Source organism: Pseudoalteromonas sp. Ps84H-4, from assembly GCF_024124645.1.
Lineage (GTDB): Bacteria > Pseudomonadota > Gammaproteobacteria > Enterobacterales > Alteromonadaceae > Pseudoalteromonas > Pseudoalteromonas lipolytica_C.
In genome coordinates, this window is sequence record NZ_JAMXSK010000007.1 from 126,195 (window position 1) to 144,172 (window position 17,978).

At 39.0% G+C, this 17,978-nt stretch carries 16 protein-coding genes; 7 read left to right on the plus strand and 9 right to left on the minus strand.

The genetic code is table 11. The features are described 5' to 3' along the window. The first annotated feature begins 96 nt into the window (after positions 1 to 96). The gene (locus tag NH454_RS08815) at positions 97 to 543 is read left to right on the plus strand and encodes a carboxymuconolactone decarboxylase family protein (RefSeq protein WP_253038780.1); all 447 of its coding nucleotides are present in this window, start codon (positions 97 to 99) and stop codon (positions 541 to 543) included. After that, entirely contained in the window at positions 536 to 1,306 is a 771-nt protein-coding gene (locus tag NH454_RS08820; protein WP_253038782.1) for an AraC family transcriptional regulator, read from the plus strand. Before NH454_RS08815 ends, NH454_RS08820 begins: the two co-directional genes overlap by 8 nt. On the opposite strand, the gene NH454_RS08825 is transcribed toward NH454_RS08820, so the two are convergent. From NH454_RS08825 to NH454_RS08835, 3 genes are read right to left on the minus strand one after another with little or no spacing between them, the layout of a single operon-like run. Further along, positions 1,303 to 1,509, minus strand: a complete 207-nt coding sequence (locus NH454_RS08825; protein ID WP_054560721.1) for a helix-turn-helix transcriptional regulator — start codon at positions 1,507 to 1,509, stop codon at positions 1,303 to 1,305. The genes NH454_RS08820 and NH454_RS08825 overlap by 4 nt on opposite strands. Beyond that, complete coding sequence (locus tag NH454_RS08830) at positions 1,509 to 2,066, minus strand: DUF2975 domain-containing protein (protein ID WP_253038784.1); 558 nt, start codon at positions 2,064 to 2,066, stop codon at positions 1,509 to 1,511. The genes NH454_RS08825 and NH454_RS08830 overlap by 1 nt, the downstream gene beginning before the upstream one ends. Continuing rightward, a complete protein-coding gene (locus NH454_RS08835; protein ID WP_253038785.1) occupies positions 2,063 to 2,917 on the minus strand; it encodes an alpha/beta fold hydrolase in 855 nt (284 codons plus the stop codon). Before NH454_RS08835 ends, NH454_RS08830 begins: the two co-directional genes overlap by 4 nt. A 264-nt stretch (positions 2,918 to 3,181) precedes the next feature. Between NH454_RS08835 and NH454_RS08840 the strand changes: the two genes are divergently transcribed. Beyond that, entirely contained in the window at positions 3,182 to 4,330 is a 1,149-nt protein-coding gene (locus NH454_RS08840) for a hypothetical protein (RefSeq protein WP_253038786.1), read from the plus strand. A gap of 35 nt (positions 4,331 to 4,365) precedes the next feature. Here NH454_RS08840 and NH454_RS08845 read toward each other — a convergent pair whose 3' ends face one another. After that, positions 4,366 to 5,970: a diguanylate cyclase gene (locus NH454_RS08845; RefSeq protein ID WP_253038788.1), complete on the minus strand. Its 1,605-nt coding sequence runs from the start codon at positions 5,968 to 5,970 to the stop codon at positions 4,366 to 4,368. A gap of 188 nt (positions 5,971 to 6,158) precedes the next feature. Between NH454_RS08845 and NH454_RS08850 the strand changes: the two genes are divergently transcribed. Together NH454_RS08850 and NH454_RS08855 are read left to right on the plus strand one after the other, a co-directional pair. Next, positions 6,159 to 6,698 (plus strand): heme NO-binding domain-containing protein, encoded by a 540-nt coding sequence (locus NH454_RS08850; RefSeq protein WP_138556623.1) that lies wholly within the window; start codon positions 6,159 to 6,161, stop codon positions 6,696 to 6,698. Position 6,699: 1 nt separating this feature from the next. After that, entirely contained in the window at positions 6,700 to 8,427 is a 1,728-nt protein-coding gene (locus NH454_RS08855) for a response regulator (RefSeq protein WP_253038790.1), read from the plus strand. Between the two features lie 3 nt (positions 8,428 to 8,430). On the opposite strand, the gene NH454_RS08860 is transcribed toward NH454_RS08855, so the two are convergent. Next, positions 8,431 to 9,567: a helix-turn-helix domain-containing protein gene (locus tag NH454_RS08860; RefSeq protein ID WP_253038791.1), complete on the minus strand. Its 1,137-nt coding sequence runs from the start codon at positions 9,565 to 9,567 to the stop codon at positions 8,431 to 8,433. Positions 9,568 to 9,794: 227 nt separating this feature from the next. Between NH454_RS08860 and NH454_RS08865 the strand changes: the two genes are divergently transcribed. Continuing rightward, complete coding sequence (locus NH454_RS08865) at positions 9,795 to 10,604, plus strand: DUF2306 domain-containing protein (RefSeq protein WP_253038792.1); 810 nt, start codon at positions 9,795 to 9,797, stop codon at positions 10,602 to 10,604. 83 nt (positions 10,605 to 10,687) lie between these two features. Here the strand turns inward: NH454_RS08865 and NH454_RS08870 are convergent, their stop codons facing one another. The 4 genes from NH454_RS08870 to NH454_RS08885 all read right to left on the minus strand — a co-directional run bounded on the left by NH454_RS08870 (position 10,688) and on the right by NH454_RS08885 (position 16,625). Continuing rightward, positions 10,688 to 11,689: a family 43 glycosylhydrolase gene (locus NH454_RS08870; RefSeq protein ID WP_253038793.1), complete on the minus strand. Its 1,002-nt coding sequence runs from the start codon at positions 11,687 to 11,689 to the stop codon at positions 10,688 to 10,690. A 234-nt stretch (positions 11,690 to 11,923) separates the two neighbouring features. After that, a complete protein-coding gene (locus NH454_RS08875) occupies positions 11,924 to 13,420 on the minus strand; it encodes a hypothetical protein (protein WP_253038794.1) in 1,497 nt (498 codons plus the stop codon). A 268-nt stretch (positions 13,421 to 13,688) separates the two neighbouring features. Next, on the minus strand, positions 13,689 to 15,464 hold the full coding sequence (locus tag NH454_RS08880; RefSeq protein WP_199526781.1) for a sodium:solute symporter family protein: 1,776 nt from the start codon (positions 15,462 to 15,464) through the stop codon (positions 13,689 to 13,691). Between the two features lie 18 nt (positions 15,465 to 15,482). Beyond that, positions 15,483 to 16,625, minus strand: coding sequence for a Gfo/Idh/MocA family oxidoreductase (locus NH454_RS08885; protein WP_135925770.1), 1,143 nt, complete (start codon positions 16,623 to 16,625; stop codon positions 15,483 to 15,485). Positions 16,626 to 17,057: 432 nt separating this feature from the next. Here NH454_RS08885 and NH454_RS08890 point away from each other — a divergent pair, with 432 nt between their 5' ends. Next, the gene (locus NH454_RS08890; protein WP_135925771.1) at positions 17,058 to 17,843 is read left to right on the plus strand and encodes a helix-turn-helix domain-containing protein; all 786 of its coding nucleotides are present in this window, start codon (positions 17,058 to 17,060) and stop codon (positions 17,841 to 17,843) included. The last annotated feature ends 135 nt before the right edge of the window (positions 17,844 to 17,978 follow it).

The following is a 17,978-nucleotide window of genomic DNA, read 5'->3' on the forward strand; positions in this document are numbered from 1 at the left end:
GTGCGTAAATTTGCCACCATAAATGTCGTTTTTTTGCAATATTTCGCCTATTGCCATCGTTACACTTATTGCTCTTCAAACAGCTTAGGAACCACCATGAACCGAGCCAATTATTTTGCTTTACAACCTCAATTAACAAAACATCTAATTGATCAAGAACAGTTAATTAAACAAGCAGCCGAGGCAACTTTCGGCTTAACGACTTGGGAACTAGTGAAATTAAGAGTATCCCAGCTAAATCAATGCGCGTATTGCATTGCTATGCATACCAAACAAGCCAGAGAGTACGGTGTAACTAACAACCGTATTATTGCTTTAAGTGCTTGGCAAGACATGCCAATTTACTCACAGCACGAGCGACTAGCCTTAGCATTGTGTGAAAAATTGACACAAGCACACACCATTGATGATACTTTCTACCAGACCCTAGAAAATCAATTTACAGAGCCAGGCTTGGTTGCACTCACCATTGCTATTAACGCGATTAATAGTTGGAATCGTGTAGTGAAGATATTTAAGCCTACAGTGGAGTTTAATGAATAACCATTTAACGCTAGAACTAAAAACCCCAGAGGGCAATCTTGCCGAGAGTATACAGGCTATATGGTATGCCAAAGCACACTTAGCAGGTGAACAATGGCTGGCTTGTGATGGTGCAACTGGGGTTATTTTTCCCGTTACAGGTGAAGTTTTATTGGATGATGAATCTCTTGCGCATCCCTATGTATTTCAACAAACCTCAACTCATGCTTCTAAGCTCAGCTTTTCTAAAGGTGCTCAATTTTGTGGTATTCGCTTTAATCCAACCGTATTGCCAGAGCTAAAAAGAAACGACCATCCGCTGATTGCTACGCCTTCACTGTGCGCCATAGCTGAAAGCCTGCAAGATAACGCCAGCTTAGCAGCGTTTGTTGCGCTTATTAGTCGTCACTTTACAAATAATAAAAACATTAACCAAAGTAACAAACACTCAAAACACTTAATTCGTAACCTTATTGAGTTAACACCACTTGAAACCGCTTATCAACTTGCCCCTCTCAGTCAACGCCAGCTTGAAAGGCAAGTAAAGGATCAATGCGGTGTCACCCCTAAGTATTTTGAGCGAATATACCGGGTAAAACTTGCTAAACAAGCGATTAAAGATAACCCCGAAATGAGCTTTGCAGATATTGCACTAGAATGTGGCTTTGCCGATCAGCCTCATTTAATCAAAGAATTCAAAGCAATAATGCACATCACGCCAGCAAAATACCGCAAGTTATTAAAAGACTCTCAAACTAAACAAACAAAGCTCATTTTGCGTTAGTCATCCTCAAAACGCAGAATATCACCAGGCTGACAACCTAAGTGCTTACAAATTGCATCTAAGGTCGTAAAGCGCACAGCTTTAGCTCGCCCAGCTCTAAGAACTGATAAGTTTTGTGGCGTAATACCTATCGCTTCAGCTAATTCTGCAGACTTCATTTTTCGCTTAGCTAACACTACATCTAAATCAATAATAATCGCCATTAAATCACTAACTCTTGCTCTTTTTTTAGCTGCTGCGCTTGACCCATGATCCAACCAATAACATAAATAATTAATCCCATCACTAAGCCTATAATATCAGTATCTTGTATAGCCACGACCCTTCCGATATCTGATCCTGTTGCCAAGTTAAGAAGAGTTATAAGTAGTGACGGGTAGCACACAACTAGTGCAAATTGCGCCAATAATACGCCACCTAACCATTTAAAACATTGTATATTTTCAATAGCGAAGAAGGATCCACGTCGGTAAAGCAAAAATAACCGAATCAAAATTATGTTGATCAGAATAAACGGTAGCAATTGCACAAGACCAAGCCATAAAACACTATCAAAACCATGCTCATTTAATGTTTGTGCTACTCCTTGCCAAGAGCCGCTGACTTCAAGACCAATCCACATATGCGCACCATTACTTTGTGTAAAACTTAAAACATTACTGTCACTGAAAAGCACAATAATGCTTGTTACTAACAAGCTAATAAGCGTAAAAAATAGCAGGCTTAGGATAAACGAACTCATCCAAACAATTTTTTTCATGACGATTTACTCAGTGTTATTTGTTTTAGAAGTTGCTCATAATGAGTCGCTAACTGCTTACCTGTTAACGCATTAGAATGGTGCTTCCCTTTTGCAATGTAAATCTGCTTTTGCTGAGATTTTGCATGTTGATATAGTGACTTAGCTAACTCAGGTGGAGTTTGAGTGTCTTTTTCACCGGTAATTATTAATAGCGGTGCTTGATAAACTTGTAACGCTTTTAAATTATCGACTTGTTTAATCTCTTCACTAAACTCAACACTAACAAACGGTTTAGCAAACCACGGAATTCGTGCTGCTGTCATCTGTTCAACATTTGTCACACTCCCTTCAAGTACCAGAGCATCAACGTTACGCTGACTGGCAAGATAACCGGCAATCATACTTCCTAAAGAATGACCATGGATCACCACAGGCAAAGTATTTAGGTCTGATCTGCTTTTTACATAATCAAATACCTGTAATGCATCAGCTTGCAGATTAGCTACGCTAGGTACTCCAGAACTAAGCCCATAACCACGATGATCCATCATTAAAATATTAACTTGAAAAGGTAAAAGTAGCTTGGCAGGTTCCCCACCTGCGGCACTAACGCGAAACTGGTTACCACCGAAGTAAATTACCGTGGCACGAGCATCTGCAACTTTAATAAGGGTACCCTTAAGTCGAGTACCCTCATCGGTAGTTAAAGTTATCTCCAGTGTTTTGGCGGTGGCATTAACACTTTGTATTTCCTGCATCGTTATTTTTTTATCAGGGTATAAAAAGTGAGACTCCTCAACCTTAATTGTCGTACAACCAGTTAATAACAGCACAATCAGCGAAACCACCGCAATAGAACCAAATTTCATTTTCACGATCCTTCTAGTAAAAAAACTACTATGGCACTAGATAAGTTAAAAAACAAACTAAAATTACCGAAAAACGATAATTAATTATTTAATATCGAACATTAAAAGCCCTTCCTTTGAGAAATAACTTTGATCAAAAGCGCTATCTCCTTTAATTCATTATTTTTCAAATTCTGTGTTGAGCGATTTTATTTGCGCTCGGCTTTTATCCATAGGATAGTTAACGCAAGCCTACTAAACGTGCTGTAACTAAATAGGATAATCATGAAAAAAGTTTTACTTGCCACCGGCTTAATTGCCTCGTCATTTACTGCATTTGCAGCCAATTTAACCGTTGAAGAACTGCGTATTGAAAAAGCCAGCAAAGCAATGCCAAAAGTGTTGAGCGCTTTCTCTGATCAAGTAAATCATTTTGAAAAGCAGTGGCAAGCTGCCACCAGTTATCAGCAGGCAAGTGACCTTATTGATGCTTACGCCAAACAATTATGGCGCGACGCCAAAGCACGTATCATTAAAACCAACAGCTTCGACGACCGAGAGCTGTACTGGGCGCGTTTACTTTCAAGCAAAATTATTCGTACCAGCAAACCCCAGTTTGCAATGACCGATAGTGAACAAACCGCGTTATTAACAATGCTTGAAAATGGCAGTCGTGGCCGCACCGACCTTGATTACAGTAAAAAAACCGACAAACGCATTTTAATTACAGGTTTTGATCCGTTCCTTTTAGATAGAAATATTAATCAAAGTAACCCATCAGGTGTTGCGGCATTATTACTTGATGGCCAAGTTATTAATTACAATGGCATTAGCGCTGAGATCAATACGGTGATGGTGCCAGTACGCTACGAAGACTTTGACCAAGGTATTATCGAATCATTACTTGCGCCATATTACGCGCTTAACAATGTCGATATGATTGCCACTATCAGTATGGGCAGCAAAGACTTTGATCTTGAACGCTTTCCGGGTAAACGCCGCAGTGTAACGGCACCCGATAACGCCAACATAGTGTATGGCGGCACAGCCACTGCACCGAAAATTTCGAGCCTAAACGACCGCCCTCTTCCGGGCAATGAGTTTGTGACTTTTAGCTTACCAGTTAAGCAAATGCAACAAGCCAAAGGGCCATTCCCAATCAACGACAATCATAAAGTTGTGACTCTAGAAAAAGCATTTGAGCCAAAATCACTTAAAGAGTTAGAAGGTGCGATTGCGGTTAAAGGTGGCGGTGGCGGCTACTTATCTAATGAGATTTCGTACCGCAGTATTCGTCTTCGTGATGAGCTTAATTCAGACATCCCTACAGGGCATATTCATACCCCACGTATTCAACAATTTGAACCAGAAACAGAAGCTAAAATTGTTAAGCAAATTAAAGCCATGCTAGAGCACAGCTTAGTTGCAATTTAAAGCGTGAAGCTCAGCTATAAAGCAATAGCTGAGCTTCACCCTGCAACACAGCAGTTGCGGCTTTGCTTTTTCGCTTTATAAAGCGCGTCATCCGCTATTTTAAACAAGCTATCTGAATCAAACGCCTCATTAGCAGCCTTACTGGCAACACCTATCGATAAAGTAACATAGCTTAAGTCTGTGCGACCTTGGTGAGTAATGTGAGCTGACGCAACAGCAGTTCGTAGCGTTTCAGCCACTTTGAGTGCCTGATGCTTATCGGTATTGCTAAGCACAATTACAAATTCTTCGCCGCCATACCGGGCAACAAAATGGTTGTCTGGATTGGTATTATCTTTAAGTATATTGGCGACTTCACATAGCGCTTTATCACCCTGTTCATGGCCATAATAGTCGTTATAGAGTTTGAAGTGATCAACATCAGCTACGATAAATGATACTGCGGTCTCTTCACATTGCGGATCATTAGCAAGATCTTCTAAATGCTTATCCAATGCTCGACGATTTGCCAGTAAAGTCATTGCATCTGTATTACTGATTTGCTCAAGTTTTGCATGGCGCGCAAACAGTTCAGCGCGCTGTGTTTCAATTAATGCGAACAGTTCATTAATACCTTGTCCTAACTGGTGTAATTCATTGTCACCATAGTAATTAGCACGGATACTAAAATCGTTGTTACTGATTGCCGAATATACCGACACTTTCACTTTACTAAGGGGGCGTAAAACTTGCTGATTAATGTAAAGATAAAACAATATAAACACAGAACCAGATATCATTAACCCGGTTAGCAAAGAACTATCAAATAAATTTTTATCATAGGTATGTTCTCTGGTAGGAATAGATAATACAAACAGAAGGTTAGAATATTTATCTTCAACACCAATGTAGAGTTGATCATTGTAAGTGATCGGCTGAAAATCTGTATTTTTTTTGCCAAAAACTGTGGTTAAGTAATCAGAGTAACGTTGTGCTTCCTCACCTTCGTAATAGCCAATATCCTCGGCAAGCCCAGGCGTTAAAGTCTCAATAAATGCTTCATCAATAAAACTCCACAACATTAAAGAGCCGGTCGGTACGCCCAATCCATCTGACTTAGTAACATTATAAGACACTGTTAATGCAGGCTTGTTATCAATTTGTATAAAGTGAACTTTAGAAATTAATGGCTCTGATTGACTATTCAAATCACTCGGTAAAACAATCAAATCATTATCTATGAGTAGTTTTGGTGTCTCAAGAATGACTGGAGAATAGGCTTGGTACTCATTGTCAAAGCTTCCTCCTGCAATAATTACAGCTTCAGTATCGTACAAATACCAACCATTAACGTCTAATCGTTGAAGCGCATCTGCAATAATATAATCATTGTTGAACCAGTCTGCATTGCGCTCTTTGGCTGCATTATACATGACGTCCCAAGCCGAGCTGTCGAACACCATTTTCGATAAAGCATCTATTTCTTGTTGTAGTTGTGATTGAACTCGTTGAATATCAATTTTGTCGTTTTGCTTAGCCATTGCCTCGAAAGAGGGCAAAATCCAAAAATGCCTAATAATGGTCTGCGCACCTAAAATAGCAAAGCAAGCAAAGGTAAAAGCAAGAAGTAAACGTTTTTTCAGTCTCGTTCCTATAACCATAAAGCAGTACACCAACCACAAAAGAACAACTTAAGTACTACCAGTATAATCCCCTTTTGCCTGTTTGCTTGTTAGTCAGCTAATAATCTGTCAATAAAGGATAAAGTACGATGCCCCTTACTCGTATGAAATTGTAAATCTAATTTTTACATCTAAACTCTTATTATGAGGAATCGTTAGATTTACGCATGAAAGGTATTATTTTTACTGAATTTATAGATATGGTTGAACATGAGTTCTCATATGAACTAGTGGATAAAATAATCACAGAAAACTCACTGTTCACTGATGGTGCTTATACGAGTGTGGGCAACTATGATAATAAAGAATTGATCATGCTAGTCACTTCACTAAGTAAACATATTGATAAGCCTGTTGATGAGCTTGTACATGCCTATGGTAAGTACCTGTTAGGTCGCTTCTTTGTATTATTCCCACATTTTTTCAAAAACGTCAGTAACACCTTTGACTTCCTTGATACTATTGACCGTCACGTTCATATCGAAGTCAAGAAGCTATACAGTGATGCAGAGCTTCCAAGCTTTTGGACACAACGTATTAGTGATACACAAATGCAAATGTTCTATCGCTCATATAACCCTTTTGCTTATTTAGCTGAGGGGTTAATCGAAGGAGCATGCGAACATTTTAATGAAACATTGACCGTTAAAAGTGAGATTGAACCTGATTATCAATCGGCCATTTTTACCCTAACAAAAGTAATCTAGCGTGGATGAGAACCTTTTTAAACGTCGATTAGAGCGAGAGCGCCGAGCTAGAATAGAGGCTGAAGCGCTTCTTGAGCAGAAGTCAATGGAGTTATATGAAGCGAATATGACTCTAAAAAAAGCAGCCGAAACACTAGAGCAAGAGGTTGCCCAGCGCACTGATGACTTAAACAAAGCCAAAATAGCCGCTGATACTGCAAATAATGCAAAATCAATGTTTCTAGCTAATATGAGCCACGAAATTCGCACTCCGATGAATGCTATATTAGGCATGGCTTACCTTGCCTTAGATACTGAGTTAACTGACAAACAATATGATTACATTGAGAAAATTCAATTATCAGCTAAGTCTTTACTAGGGATCATTAACGATATTTTAGACTTTTCAAAAGTCGAAGCGAATAAATTAGAATTAGAAAGTAATGATTTCAATATTAATGACCTTTTATCCACTTTGGCTAACTTAGCCAGTAGCTTGATCGAAAAACATAACATTGAGGTCATATTTGATATTGATGATAATATTCCCGAATACCTCATTGGCGATACGTTAAGGTTAAATCAGGTACTGTTAAACCTACTTAGTAATGCAATTAAATTTTCAAATAATAAAAATGTTAAGTTAACACTCTTATGTGTATCGCAAACTGATGAGAATATTCAAATTGAATTTAAAGTCACTGATCAAGGGATTGGTATGACTGAGGAGCAGGTCAAGACGATATTTAAGCCATTTTCTCAAGCTGATATTTCAACAACAAGAAAATTTGGAGGTACAGGCCTTGGCTTAGTGATCAGTAAAAAAATAGTTGAATTAATGGGTGGCAATATTCACGTTGATAGCCAGCTAAATGCTGGCAGCTGCTTTAGCTTCACCGCATCTTTTGGTAAGTCGGCTGTAAAAAGTAACTATAATACAAACGATTACAAAAACAAAAGTGCGCTAATAATTGAACAAGACCATATAAAAGAAAGGCACCTTTTTAAATTACTCGAAAAGTTGGGCATAAAAGTTGATAGTATTTCTTATCATGATGACAAACTATTAAACATAGATCCCTGCCAAGACTATGACTTTATTTTCCTTGATTGGCATATTTTTAATGATGAACACAGCTCCCTTCTCAATAACCTAAAAAAACAACTTACTATCAATATTAAGAAAATAATTATTCTTGCCTCATTTGAAAATCAAAAAGTAAAAAGTAGCTTAACTAAGCTTGATAAAAATATTGATGAAATTTTATTAAAACCAATTATCAAAGCTAACTTATGTAAATCACTGGATCACGTCTTAGGTATTGAGAAAAAGAAAACAAACAAAATTGATACCAGCTGTTTTAAAAAACTCGCTGGTTCAAGAATTTTATTAGTTGAAGACAATCCGCTTAACCAACAAATTGCATCCCAAATACTGCGCTCAAATGGCTTTATTGTTGATATTGCCGAAGATGGTATTGCGGCCATTGAAGCTGTCGAAAAAGACACATTCGATTGTATTTTGATGGACTGCCAAATGCCAAGAATGGATGGTTATACCGCAGCGAATAAAATTAAAGAGCAGCCAAAGTTTGCCCATATCCCTATTATTGCCATGACCGCCAACACCATGGAAGCCGACCTCACCAAAGCCAAAGAGTCAGGGATGCAAGGTTATATAGCCAAGCCTATAGAAGTACAAACTATGTTTGAGGTCATTGCAGAGCATTTAACTCAAAAACCACTGTGAACGCTAATCAGTAAGCTCCACGATTTGTTGTTCAACTAATGAGTTGTTCTGCTTACGAAACTCATTAGGGTTTACCCCGACAATGCTTTTAAAAACACGGTTAAAGGTAGCAAGCGAAGAAAAACCACTTTCCAATGCAATACTAAGAATACTCCAATGACTTGCTTCATCTTTTAGTAATAGCGTTTGTGCGTACTGAACTCGGTACTGATTTATAAATAAATTAAAATTAGTGGCTTTAAAATGATGGCGAATAGCGCGGCTAATCTTGTACTCAGGTACTGCTAATACTTGTGCAAAATCAGAGATTTTTAAATTACTTTGTAAGTAAAGCTGCTTGTTGATCAGTGCTTCTATACCCGTGATAATCTCAGGCTCTACCTCTTTATTTTCAGACAACTCAGTTTGTTTGTGAGCTGTGCTTACATCTTCAGAGTTCACTACTTCAGTATCAACTGATTCAGGCACGCTACTATGAGCACGTTTTTGCAAAAACATCACTAACTGCATCGCAAGTATAATCAATAACGCAGATGAGGTAATTATAAGCGGCTCAAAGCGTTGAAATTCGCTTTCACTAAATAAAAACTTAGGCAAAATGCTGGCATTAAATACCGCTAAAAAGTAGCAACTACCAAAAATTTTTGCCTGCAACTTTTGTGTGTCGGTTTTATCTTTATAACCTCGTAATGCTTCCCAAAAAGACAGCACCAGAATACTTGAAGATAGCAGCACTGTTATTTCGGCCATACCTTGCTTTAATCGCCACATAAATTGGCTATCAGGGAAAACCTGCACATCAATACTTACTAAATAATGCCAAGTTTGGTTGAACATAATTAACCCCGCAATCGCGCCTGCCACTGCAATATGTACGGTAGAAATAGGTTTGTGCTCACGAAATAAAGTACGTGAAATCAGCCAAGACATATTACAGGTAGCACAGGTAAATAAGCCAATTAAATAGCTGTAAACACCTATACTTGGTGCACTGATTTTTTGCACACCAACCATGCAAAGCGAGCCACAAAATACAGCAAACAGATAATGAATGAGCTGCTTATCCTTTTTCATGCCATTTAGCAGCATTAGCCCCATACAGACAAAAACGAGCACGTAATAAGGGGAAGTATTTTGCATAACTCGGCATACCTTAAATTGGGTGTTTGATGAATTATTTACCAATCAGACAAGTTTACTGTCTCAAAATCAACATAGCAAAAAGAGTTTGTTAGTGAATGTGTCAATCCCTGTTTTAGTAGTCATAAATAAATACAGTTTTTCATTGCTCAAATTTCGAATTTGAGAAGAAATCTTGCTCTAGCCCTTTATATTTGCGGTATTAGAAAAATGTAATGGAATTGGTTATGTCTAACAGAAATAGCAAAGTCACGCCTTTGAAGGCGCTCGAATACAGTAAAAAACTTTGGTTTATTAGCCTGCTAATGGCACAAATTTGCTTTGTGGTTTACCTCATTCTTGGTTATGGAATGACAGGATTAACAACAGGCCTATCAGGTTGGAACCGACTAAATAACACCGCCTATGTTGCCAATGATGCTACCGGGAATTTAATGTATGCAGTGCATGTATTATTTGCAGTCGTGATGATCCTTGGTGGAAGCTTACAGCTCATTGAGAAATTGCGAGCAAAATACAGAACATTTCATCGTTATAATGGCCGTGTCTTTGTTGTTTTAGCTTGCTGTATTTCATTTGCAGGCATGTACTTAATGATAGTAAGGGGCACCGTTGGTAATACCTTGATGCATGCACTGACGATGTTTGGCGGCTTTGTGGTTATTGTATCAAGTATATTCGCGGTTAAAACTGCGTGGGCTCGTGACTTCAACGCGCATAAAACTTGGGCGATACGCTTATACCTTGCAGCTAATGGTGTGTTGTTTTTTAGATTAATGATATTTGCATGGTTTTTAGTATTTGGCACCTTAGGCGTTGATACCGCGACCTTCACAGGGCCAGCAGTGATTGCCGTAAGCCTTTGCTCTTATTTAGTTCCTCTTTTAATCGCTGAGCTTGTCCGCTATGCAGAGCAAACTCCCCATACATCTATCACTCTCGCTACTGCATCTTTGATGGTGTTAATATCTGTCGTATTTTTAATCGGCTTATTTGGGGTGACGCTGGCAAACTGGTACCCTGCCATCACCGCTTAACCAAGCTTTAAAGCTAAAAAGCTAAAAAGCTAAAAAGCCACCTATATAGGTGGCTTAATACTTTTAATCTGCATTACAGTAAATTAATACAATTCAAATAACGGGCGGCCGTTTTCGTCGAACTTAACTTCCATAACACGAGCATGGCGGTTTGGATCGTAAAGCGGATCTTTTACAATCTCTTCAAGTGGACGCGTATCTGTTTTTGGCACCACACTTGGTTCACCTACTGCGTGCTCATAGTCACGGGCATGGTAAACACACAGTGGTGTTTGTCCATCTTCAGCAACAGTAAAACAGTTATGACCAGGGCCGAAGATTTTCTTTTCAACGTTGGTCTCCAGCACTGGCATACGTGTTTTAGTCCAAGAATTACGATCAAGCAAGTCACTGTTTTCGTCAGCTTCCATATAGCCCATGCAGTAACATGCACCAGTTGCGCTCGCAGAGAAAGCAATGAAGATTTTCCCGTTATTTTTAAGCACTGCTGGGCCTTCGTTTACCCAAAAGTCGACACGTTCCCAATCATAATCAGGGGTTGTTAGCATAAACTGTGCGGTTTTTAGCTTAATTGGCGATTCCATTTCAGCTAAATAAAGATTTGATGCCGCAAATTGGCCACCAGTTTTCTCTGCCCAGCAAAAGTAACGTTTACCGTTATTTTCAAAAATGGTGGCATCTAAAGAAAAATCAGTGAACGACTTTTCATCGCCGTCAGCTGCTTGCATCATGCCAAGCTCAACCCATTCGTCATTTAATGGATCTTGACCTTTACACTCAAGTACATACGGGCGTAGTGCCCAGATATCTTGTTCTTCGCTGGCTGCAAAATAGATATACCACTTACCATCAAGGTAATGAATTTCAGGTGCCCAAATATGTCGGCTCATTGGGCCGCTGTCGTGTTTAAACCAAATATCAAAGGTCTCAGCGTCTTTTAAGCCCTCTAAAGTCGTAGACTTACGAAGTTCAATGCGATCATAAGTGGGTACAGAACCGGTAAAATAATAAAAGCCGTCGCTGTGCTTATGCACAAACGGGTCGGCACGTTGCTCTACTAGCGGGCTATTAGTGTGTAATGTCATATTGAAACCTGATCATTGGATTTTTATTTGTATTATTTTATTACTTTTATAAGAACCACAAATATAGCATTATTTTTAGCAAACGGTAAAAGGAAATGTAAGGTGCAACAGATTTTTAGAGGTAAACTCAATATAGACAAGAAAAAGCAAGCTTAAAAACGCACAATTTGGACGACTCTAAGCTTGCTCTAGAATAAAAAGGGGGACATCACTCCACCCTTGATTTAGGTATCGCTATTGCGATTTGGCTTTATATTCTTCAGGTTTTTTCGATAACACAACATCAACGGGCATAACATCACCCGAAACTTTCTTAACGGTTAAAGTATGTGGCCCCGCTGCCAAGTCATGCTTTTCAAAAACAATGCTTTGTACTTGTCGATAATTGTTACCGTCAAAAATTGAATACGTCCCTTGTGATTGACCATCCAAGATCACTTCTATGTCACCTTGGTTTGCAGCTTTTGAAGTAGCAAAGACAATACTCGAGCCAGTAAACTGGTAACTAAAATAAGCTCCATTTACTTCGGTTATGTGCATATCTTGCTTATACTCTCCAGTATTCGTTTGGCTTACAGATTGCCAGTTCCCATTATCACTATATTGGATACGTGGATCATCATCGTTGACTAATTCAAGGCCTGAGTAAGTTGTATCTTGCGTTGTACCCACTGTATTACCGACTGTTTGGATCTGCACCAAGCGGTCAACTAACCAAGTGCCATTTGGATTAATCGCAACATCTAAAGTGGTAACCCCCCCGACTTGCGAAATAGCTTTCACCCGCTCGGCGACTTCTTCATTGCTGTATTTTAGGCTTCGTTTTACTTGACCCCAACCACCAAAAAGTGGGTCTTCTAGTGATGTATATGTAAAGCCATGCCACTGCACTTTGGTGCCAAGTGCTGTTGTCACTTCGCCTGATTCAGGAATGGGCGGAAGCTCATTATGCTCACCTTGGGTGTAGTTACTTTGTGGGTCATTTGGAATGAAGCTATAGTCAAATCCATCACTAATAGTGATAACAGCATTTGGATTACCACTTCGCACTGACTCAGCTAACTTATCAGCAACTGGGTAAGCATTGTTTGCAGCTAATTCTTGCTCTGACTCATCAGCTTGGTACCAACCATCAAACCACCAACCAGCAATATTATCGCCCCATTTTTTTGCTCGCTCACTAATAAACCCTTTTAAAAACCAATCTGGATAAGGCGCTTTCACTTTTGTGCCCGTCCATCTATCTCCTAAATGAGAAGGTAGATATGCAATTAGCTTGATGCCTTTTGCTTTAAGTGCAAGCGCCAAATCCAAAACAAGGTCGCGCGATGGGGTGTAATCAGCTTGATTCGAGTTAAGTTGAGTTTTACAACCTGGAGCAACCTCAACCTTTGGACAAGCAGGTGAATGTAAATCGTATATCTCACTGGTTGTAGACAAATAACCGCGATTCTGGGTCAAGGTAAAAATCACATACCTGTAACCTAGTTTTTCTGCCTTTTGTGCATAAGCGTCAACATCAAATCCATTTACATAGTTATTCCATTCATCATAATCGGTAATTTGATACCAAGCGTTATCTAGCGTCCCACCTGCCAGATAATGATGGCTAATGCCCCACTTGGCATCTTGCATCCACCTAACCTCTTTAGGTAACTCTGATGAGCAAGCGCTCAATGAAGCAAAAGCTAGAGCAATGCTTGGAACGACTTTGAGGAGTTTATTATTCATTATTTCTAAACCACTGATGATTAAAGGCTATAATATGAGTCTACACAACCGCTTTTAATTAACAAATAAATTACAAAGTTACACCTCACTATTCTCTCTATGTTTTATCTGTAAGACATTAAAAATAATTACGTTTCAGATATAAAATGGCTATAAGTAAACAGTGTGCTGAAGTGTTTAAAATCTATTTTTTAAACAAAAAAAAGCCATGCAAATGCTCTTTACAAGAGCACTGCATGGCTTGCGACACAACTAAAAAACTCTTTTGTTATACTTCTTGCCTTAATGAGGCTATTACTTTAGGCATCTTAATTTTTACCACCCAACCAGATGCAATTATGAATATTAAGTAATAACCAAAGGTAGACCAATCTTCAAACAGGGCGTTACCTATGCCAAGCAGTAGGGAATAAATAAAGATAATACTCGCGACACAGGCAATAGCATTATCTTTAATTCCAGCTGCTATTGGCTCTATACCTGTGATGTCTCTAACTTTTTTCCATCCTCTACCGTGAATCTTAAGGCGGCTATAAAATTCAATTGTTTTCGGGCTGGGTGTTTTGCTCGTTGTAAGCAATGTCACAATTAAGCTAATAACCAAAGTTGCGCATGTGGTTATCAGCATACGAACAGCAAACCATTTAGCATCGCCTTCATCAGGTAAAATATACATCATTGCATTACCTACAATTACTGCAGATAAAAGTGCACTTATTTCTGACCAAACGTTAATGCGCCACCAATACCAACGAGCTATTAATACAACTGAAATCGGAATAATGATAACGGTAATATACTCATAGGCTCCCAAAATACTCTCCAGCTGAGTCGTGACTATTAGAGCAAACAGAGTGAGTGCTAGCATGCTGATGCGTGCAACTTTTATATAATGCGCTTTTTCACGTCCTTTCACTAAATAAGGCTCGTAAACATCGTTGACCAAGTATGACGACCCCCAGTTTAGCTGCGTATCTAAAGTACTCATGAAGGCAGCAAGTAACGACGCCACCATAATGCCTTTTAAACCTACAGGTAAAAACTCATCAATCATCATAGGATAAGATTGTTCGGCATCGGCGATCGCTGGGAAATACACTAATGACGCCACACCTACAATGATCCACGGCCAACTTCTCAATACTAAGTGACAAAACGCAAACCAGTACAAGCTCAGCATGGCATCTTTTTCGCTTCGCGCAGCTAATGTTCGCTGAAGGAAAAAGCCAAACCCTGGGGCATAGTTTAACCAGCCTATGCAGACCAAAATTAAGAAAGTGGCTGTTTTTAGATCCCACTCAAAATCAGGGATCATTTTTAACGTATCACTATTAAAGCCAGGTGACGCTTCAACTGCAGCTACGATACCTCCATGATCTTGCAAATCAACATAAACGATAACAGCTAAAACCATCGAACCAATGATAGCGAGCGCAAATTGAATTAGGTCGGTGTACACAACACCATATAAACCCGACATAGCGGTATAAACAACAGCAGCAACCGCTAATACAATAAGAATTAATGTCGTCGCAGTAATGTCGCCAAATAAAGGAATTGCAAATAAGGGCTCTGGTGAGAGCCCTAAAATTACCACTATAATTTTTGACATTGCTAACGTAACCGAAGCAATAATGATGCAGTTTACAAATACACCATCAAATATCGCTTTGAATATACGCAAAAAATCTGTAGCTAAGCTCTTATCATAACGCTGTGAGATTAATTCAATCTCTGTCAGTGCTTTAGAGCGACGCCACAAATTAGCAAAGAAAAATACAGAGATAATTACCCCGATTACGCTAACCCACCAGATCCAGTTTGCATAGATGCCCTGCTCACGCACGGCCCCTGCCACAAACAAGGGGGTGTCTGACGAAAACGTCGTTGCCACCATGGATGTGCCAGCGATGTACCAAGGTAATGATCGACCTGCAACAAAAAAATCAGCCGTACTTTCACTGGCCTTTTTTGTAAAGAGCATCCCTATAACAACGGCTGCTACTACATAAAACGCAACTATTAACCAATCAATTAAGACCATGTGAATCTCCCAATGCTTTTAATTTTTATTTAGGTAGCTATCAAATTTTTTCCATGTTTCAGTCATGTCTATAATTGTGCCGGTTTGGCGAGCTTCATCTAGCTTGATAGCCGTTAAGCCAGCCTGTAAAGCATCAACAATTGAAACTGGTAACGGTGTTCCATTTTCAAAGTAAGCAATCCAATCGGCAGCCATTTCCTCTTCAGCACCGTAGTGCATAGAAACTGAATCATCATGTATGTATGACTTATCGATAAGAGCGCCTGAGGTAATACAGTCATGTACTTTAAAGTAATTTCGTACAAAATCCCCTTCAGCCATACCAATCGTGCCAAACACACTGAAATGACGATAATCATTCGGTACGTTCAAATTTGTATGAAAACTTAAATTTATGCCATTTTCATACTCAATAAGCGCTGTTTGGTGATCCACCAACTCCGAGTCGTTATCAAACACTTCATCAATACCATTCCAACGTGACTTACGTTGATGATAAACAGGGTGTTTACCAAGGTGTTTGTTTTCTGGCGTAAATGTTTTACGACCACCAAAACTAACAAGTTTTTTTGGACGGCTCTTCACAAGACCTTGGTAAAGATCAAGATCATGACAACATTTCTCAAGTAAGAAGCCCCCAGACAAACCATGGTGTCTACGCCAATCACGCATAAAAAATGCACCATGTTCTGGTGGAATATGCTCAGAAGCTTCAATACTTGTAATGTCACCCAATAGCTTTGAAGAAACAGCTGCAATTAAATCTTTGTATAAAGGAGCATAGCGTAAAACCATGCCTACCAGAATTTTATCGAACGCATTATGCTTAGCGATAAGTTCAAGTACGTCATAGGTTTGCTGCTCTGACATGACAATTGGCTTTTCTGCAAAAATCAGTAAACCTGCTTCAATTCCTAATCTAAGGTGCTCTAAATGCATATGATTGGGTGATCCAATCATCAACATATCTAGCTGCTCATTAGCTAACATATCCGCAAGATCATCATAAGATCGCATTGAAATACCATGGGACTCCATGTACTCAACTTTTACAGATTCCGGATCAGCAAAAGCGACCAAATTAAAGTTTGGGATTAGCTCATGCATAACTTTGGCGACATAACTCAAACGGTCACCTAAACCACAAATACCTACTTTCACAATTTTATTCCTAGCAACTGATGCACTGTTACTTACGTTAGTAACGGACGACTTACTAGGTCAATCACTTGTGACTTTGACATGAATGAGATTTTTTTAATGAAACTAAACGCAAGCAGGGTTTCAAATACAAAACATTCACATTTAAAACATGAAATTTACAAAGCAGACTGTTAACTATTGCCTAGCTATGTTTTGGTTCAATGGAGGCTAAACGTTGTTTAAAAAACGTTTGATGAATAATTTATAGGCAACTTAACGCTATAATTTTTATATAAAAATAAGAATTGGTTTATTGACCAAAACGAAATAGATGCGATATACAAATACTTTTACCGCTTTTTTCAGCGATATAAAAGTGCATAAGTTAACAAAAAGTCTACACTTATGTATGACCACCAACCTCTTTTTATAAGTGATTAGACGTACCCAATGACTGAGAAAGATACCAAGTATAAAGCACCTGCTCTTGAGAAAGGCATGGCCATTATAGAATTACTGGCAAAAACTCCTGAAGGCCTTAACCTTACGCAAATTTCTGATTCATTAGGGAAATCTAAAGCTGAAATATTTCGTATGGTCGCAGTACTAAATGATTTACATTATCTTGAGTTTTTTCAGCAAGAACGTGTTTACAGACTGTCCCTAAAACTATATCGACTAACCCACAGGTACGCCCCAGTCCACCATTTAAACAACGTTGCATTTCCGATCATTCAAACGCTTTGTAGCGAAATTCAACAATCTTGTCATTTAGTCGTGTACTCCGATGGCGGCGGTTTAATACTTTCGCACCAAGATTATGACACCAACAGTAACTGCTTAACCTTACCAGTCGGAGGGCGAGGCCCGCTCACTGATAATTGTGCTGGTCATGTGTTACTTGCTTTTGCATCTTATGATAATCGCGAGCGCATGCTTAAAGCATATCAAGAGAATCACCCCGAGGTTTCACTTGATTTGATGGCACTGCGAAATATTTGGTTAAGGGTAAAAGAGCAAGGCCATGAAGCTATGCCCAGCCCTGTTTTGACAGGCGTATACGATATCGGTGTGCCTATATTTGATTACTACCATAATGCAGTGGCCGTGTTATTAACATCGATACTTATGTATCGTGATGAATCTCGTAATGCTAATTTTGATGAGGTAATTAGAAAACTTAAAGACACGTCATTGTTAATCTCAAAGAAAATGGGCTTTAACGACGAGAATTGACGGATGCACAACTAATTATGCACTTACCTCACCTCCCCACTTTTAAATACTTATTTGTCTTTTGGTACGTGCTGTTTTTCTGGTGAAAAAGCGTTTTTCAGGAATATTCAGAAAACGTCTTGTTAACAGGTTTGC

What these genes read in the sequence shown, in the direction of transcription:
- NH454_RS08815 (WP_253038780.1), top strand. Translation starts at nt 97, where the DNA reads ATGAACCGAGCCAATTATTTTGCTTTACAACCTCAATTAACAAAACAT.
- NH454_RS08865 (WP_253038792.1), top strand. Translation starts at nt 9,795, where the DNA reads ATGTCTAACAGAAATAGCAAAGTCACGCCTTTGAAGGCGCTCGAATAC.
- NH454_RS08850 (WP_138556623.1), top strand. Translation starts at nt 6,159, where the DNA reads ATGAAAGGTATTATTTTTACTGAATTTATAGATATGGTTGAACATGAG.
- NH454_RS08820 (WP_253038782.1), top strand. Translation starts at nt 536, where the DNA reads ATGAATAACCATTTAACGCTAGAACTAAAAACCCCAGAGGGCAATCTT.
- NH454_RS08860 (WP_253038791.1), bottom strand. Translation starts at nt 9,567, where the DNA reads ATGCAAAATACTTCCCCTTATTACGTGCTCGTTTTTGTCTGTATGGGG.
- NH454_RS08825 (WP_054560721.1), bottom strand. Translation starts at nt 1,509, where the DNA reads ATGGCGATTATTATTGATTTAGATGTAGTGTTAGCTAAGCGAAAAATG.
- NH454_RS08890 (WP_135925771.1), top strand. Translation starts at nt 17,058, where the DNA reads ATGACTGAGAAAGATACCAAGTATAAAGCACCTGCTCTTGAGAAAGGC.
- NH454_RS08880 (WP_199526781.1), bottom strand. Translation starts at nt 15,464, where the DNA reads ATGGTCTTAATTGATTGGTTAATAGTTGCGTTTTATGTAGTAGCAGCC.
- NH454_RS08875 (WP_253038794.1), bottom strand. Translation starts at nt 13,420, where the DNA reads ATGAATAATAAACTCCTCAAAGTCGTTCCAAGCATTGCTCTAGCTTTT.
- NH454_RS08870 (WP_253038793.1), bottom strand. Translation starts at nt 11,689, where the DNA reads ATGACATTACACACTAATAGCCCGCTAGTAGAGCAACGTGCCGACCCG.
- NH454_RS08840 (WP_253038786.1), top strand. Translation starts at nt 3,182, where the DNA reads ATGAAAAAAGTTTTACTTGCCACCGGCTTAATTGCCTCGTCATTTACT.
- NH454_RS08835 (WP_253038785.1), bottom strand. Translation starts at nt 2,917, where the DNA reads ATGAAATTTGGTTCTATTGCGGTGGTTTCGCTGATTGTGCTGTTATTA.
- NH454_RS08845 (WP_253038788.1), bottom strand. Translation starts at nt 5,970, where the DNA reads ATGGTTATAGGAACGAGACTGAAAAAACGTTTACTTCTTGCTTTTACC.
- NH454_RS08830 (WP_253038784.1), bottom strand. Translation starts at nt 2,066, where the DNA reads ATGAAAAAAATTGTTTGGATGAGTTCGTTTATCCTAAGCCTGCTATTT.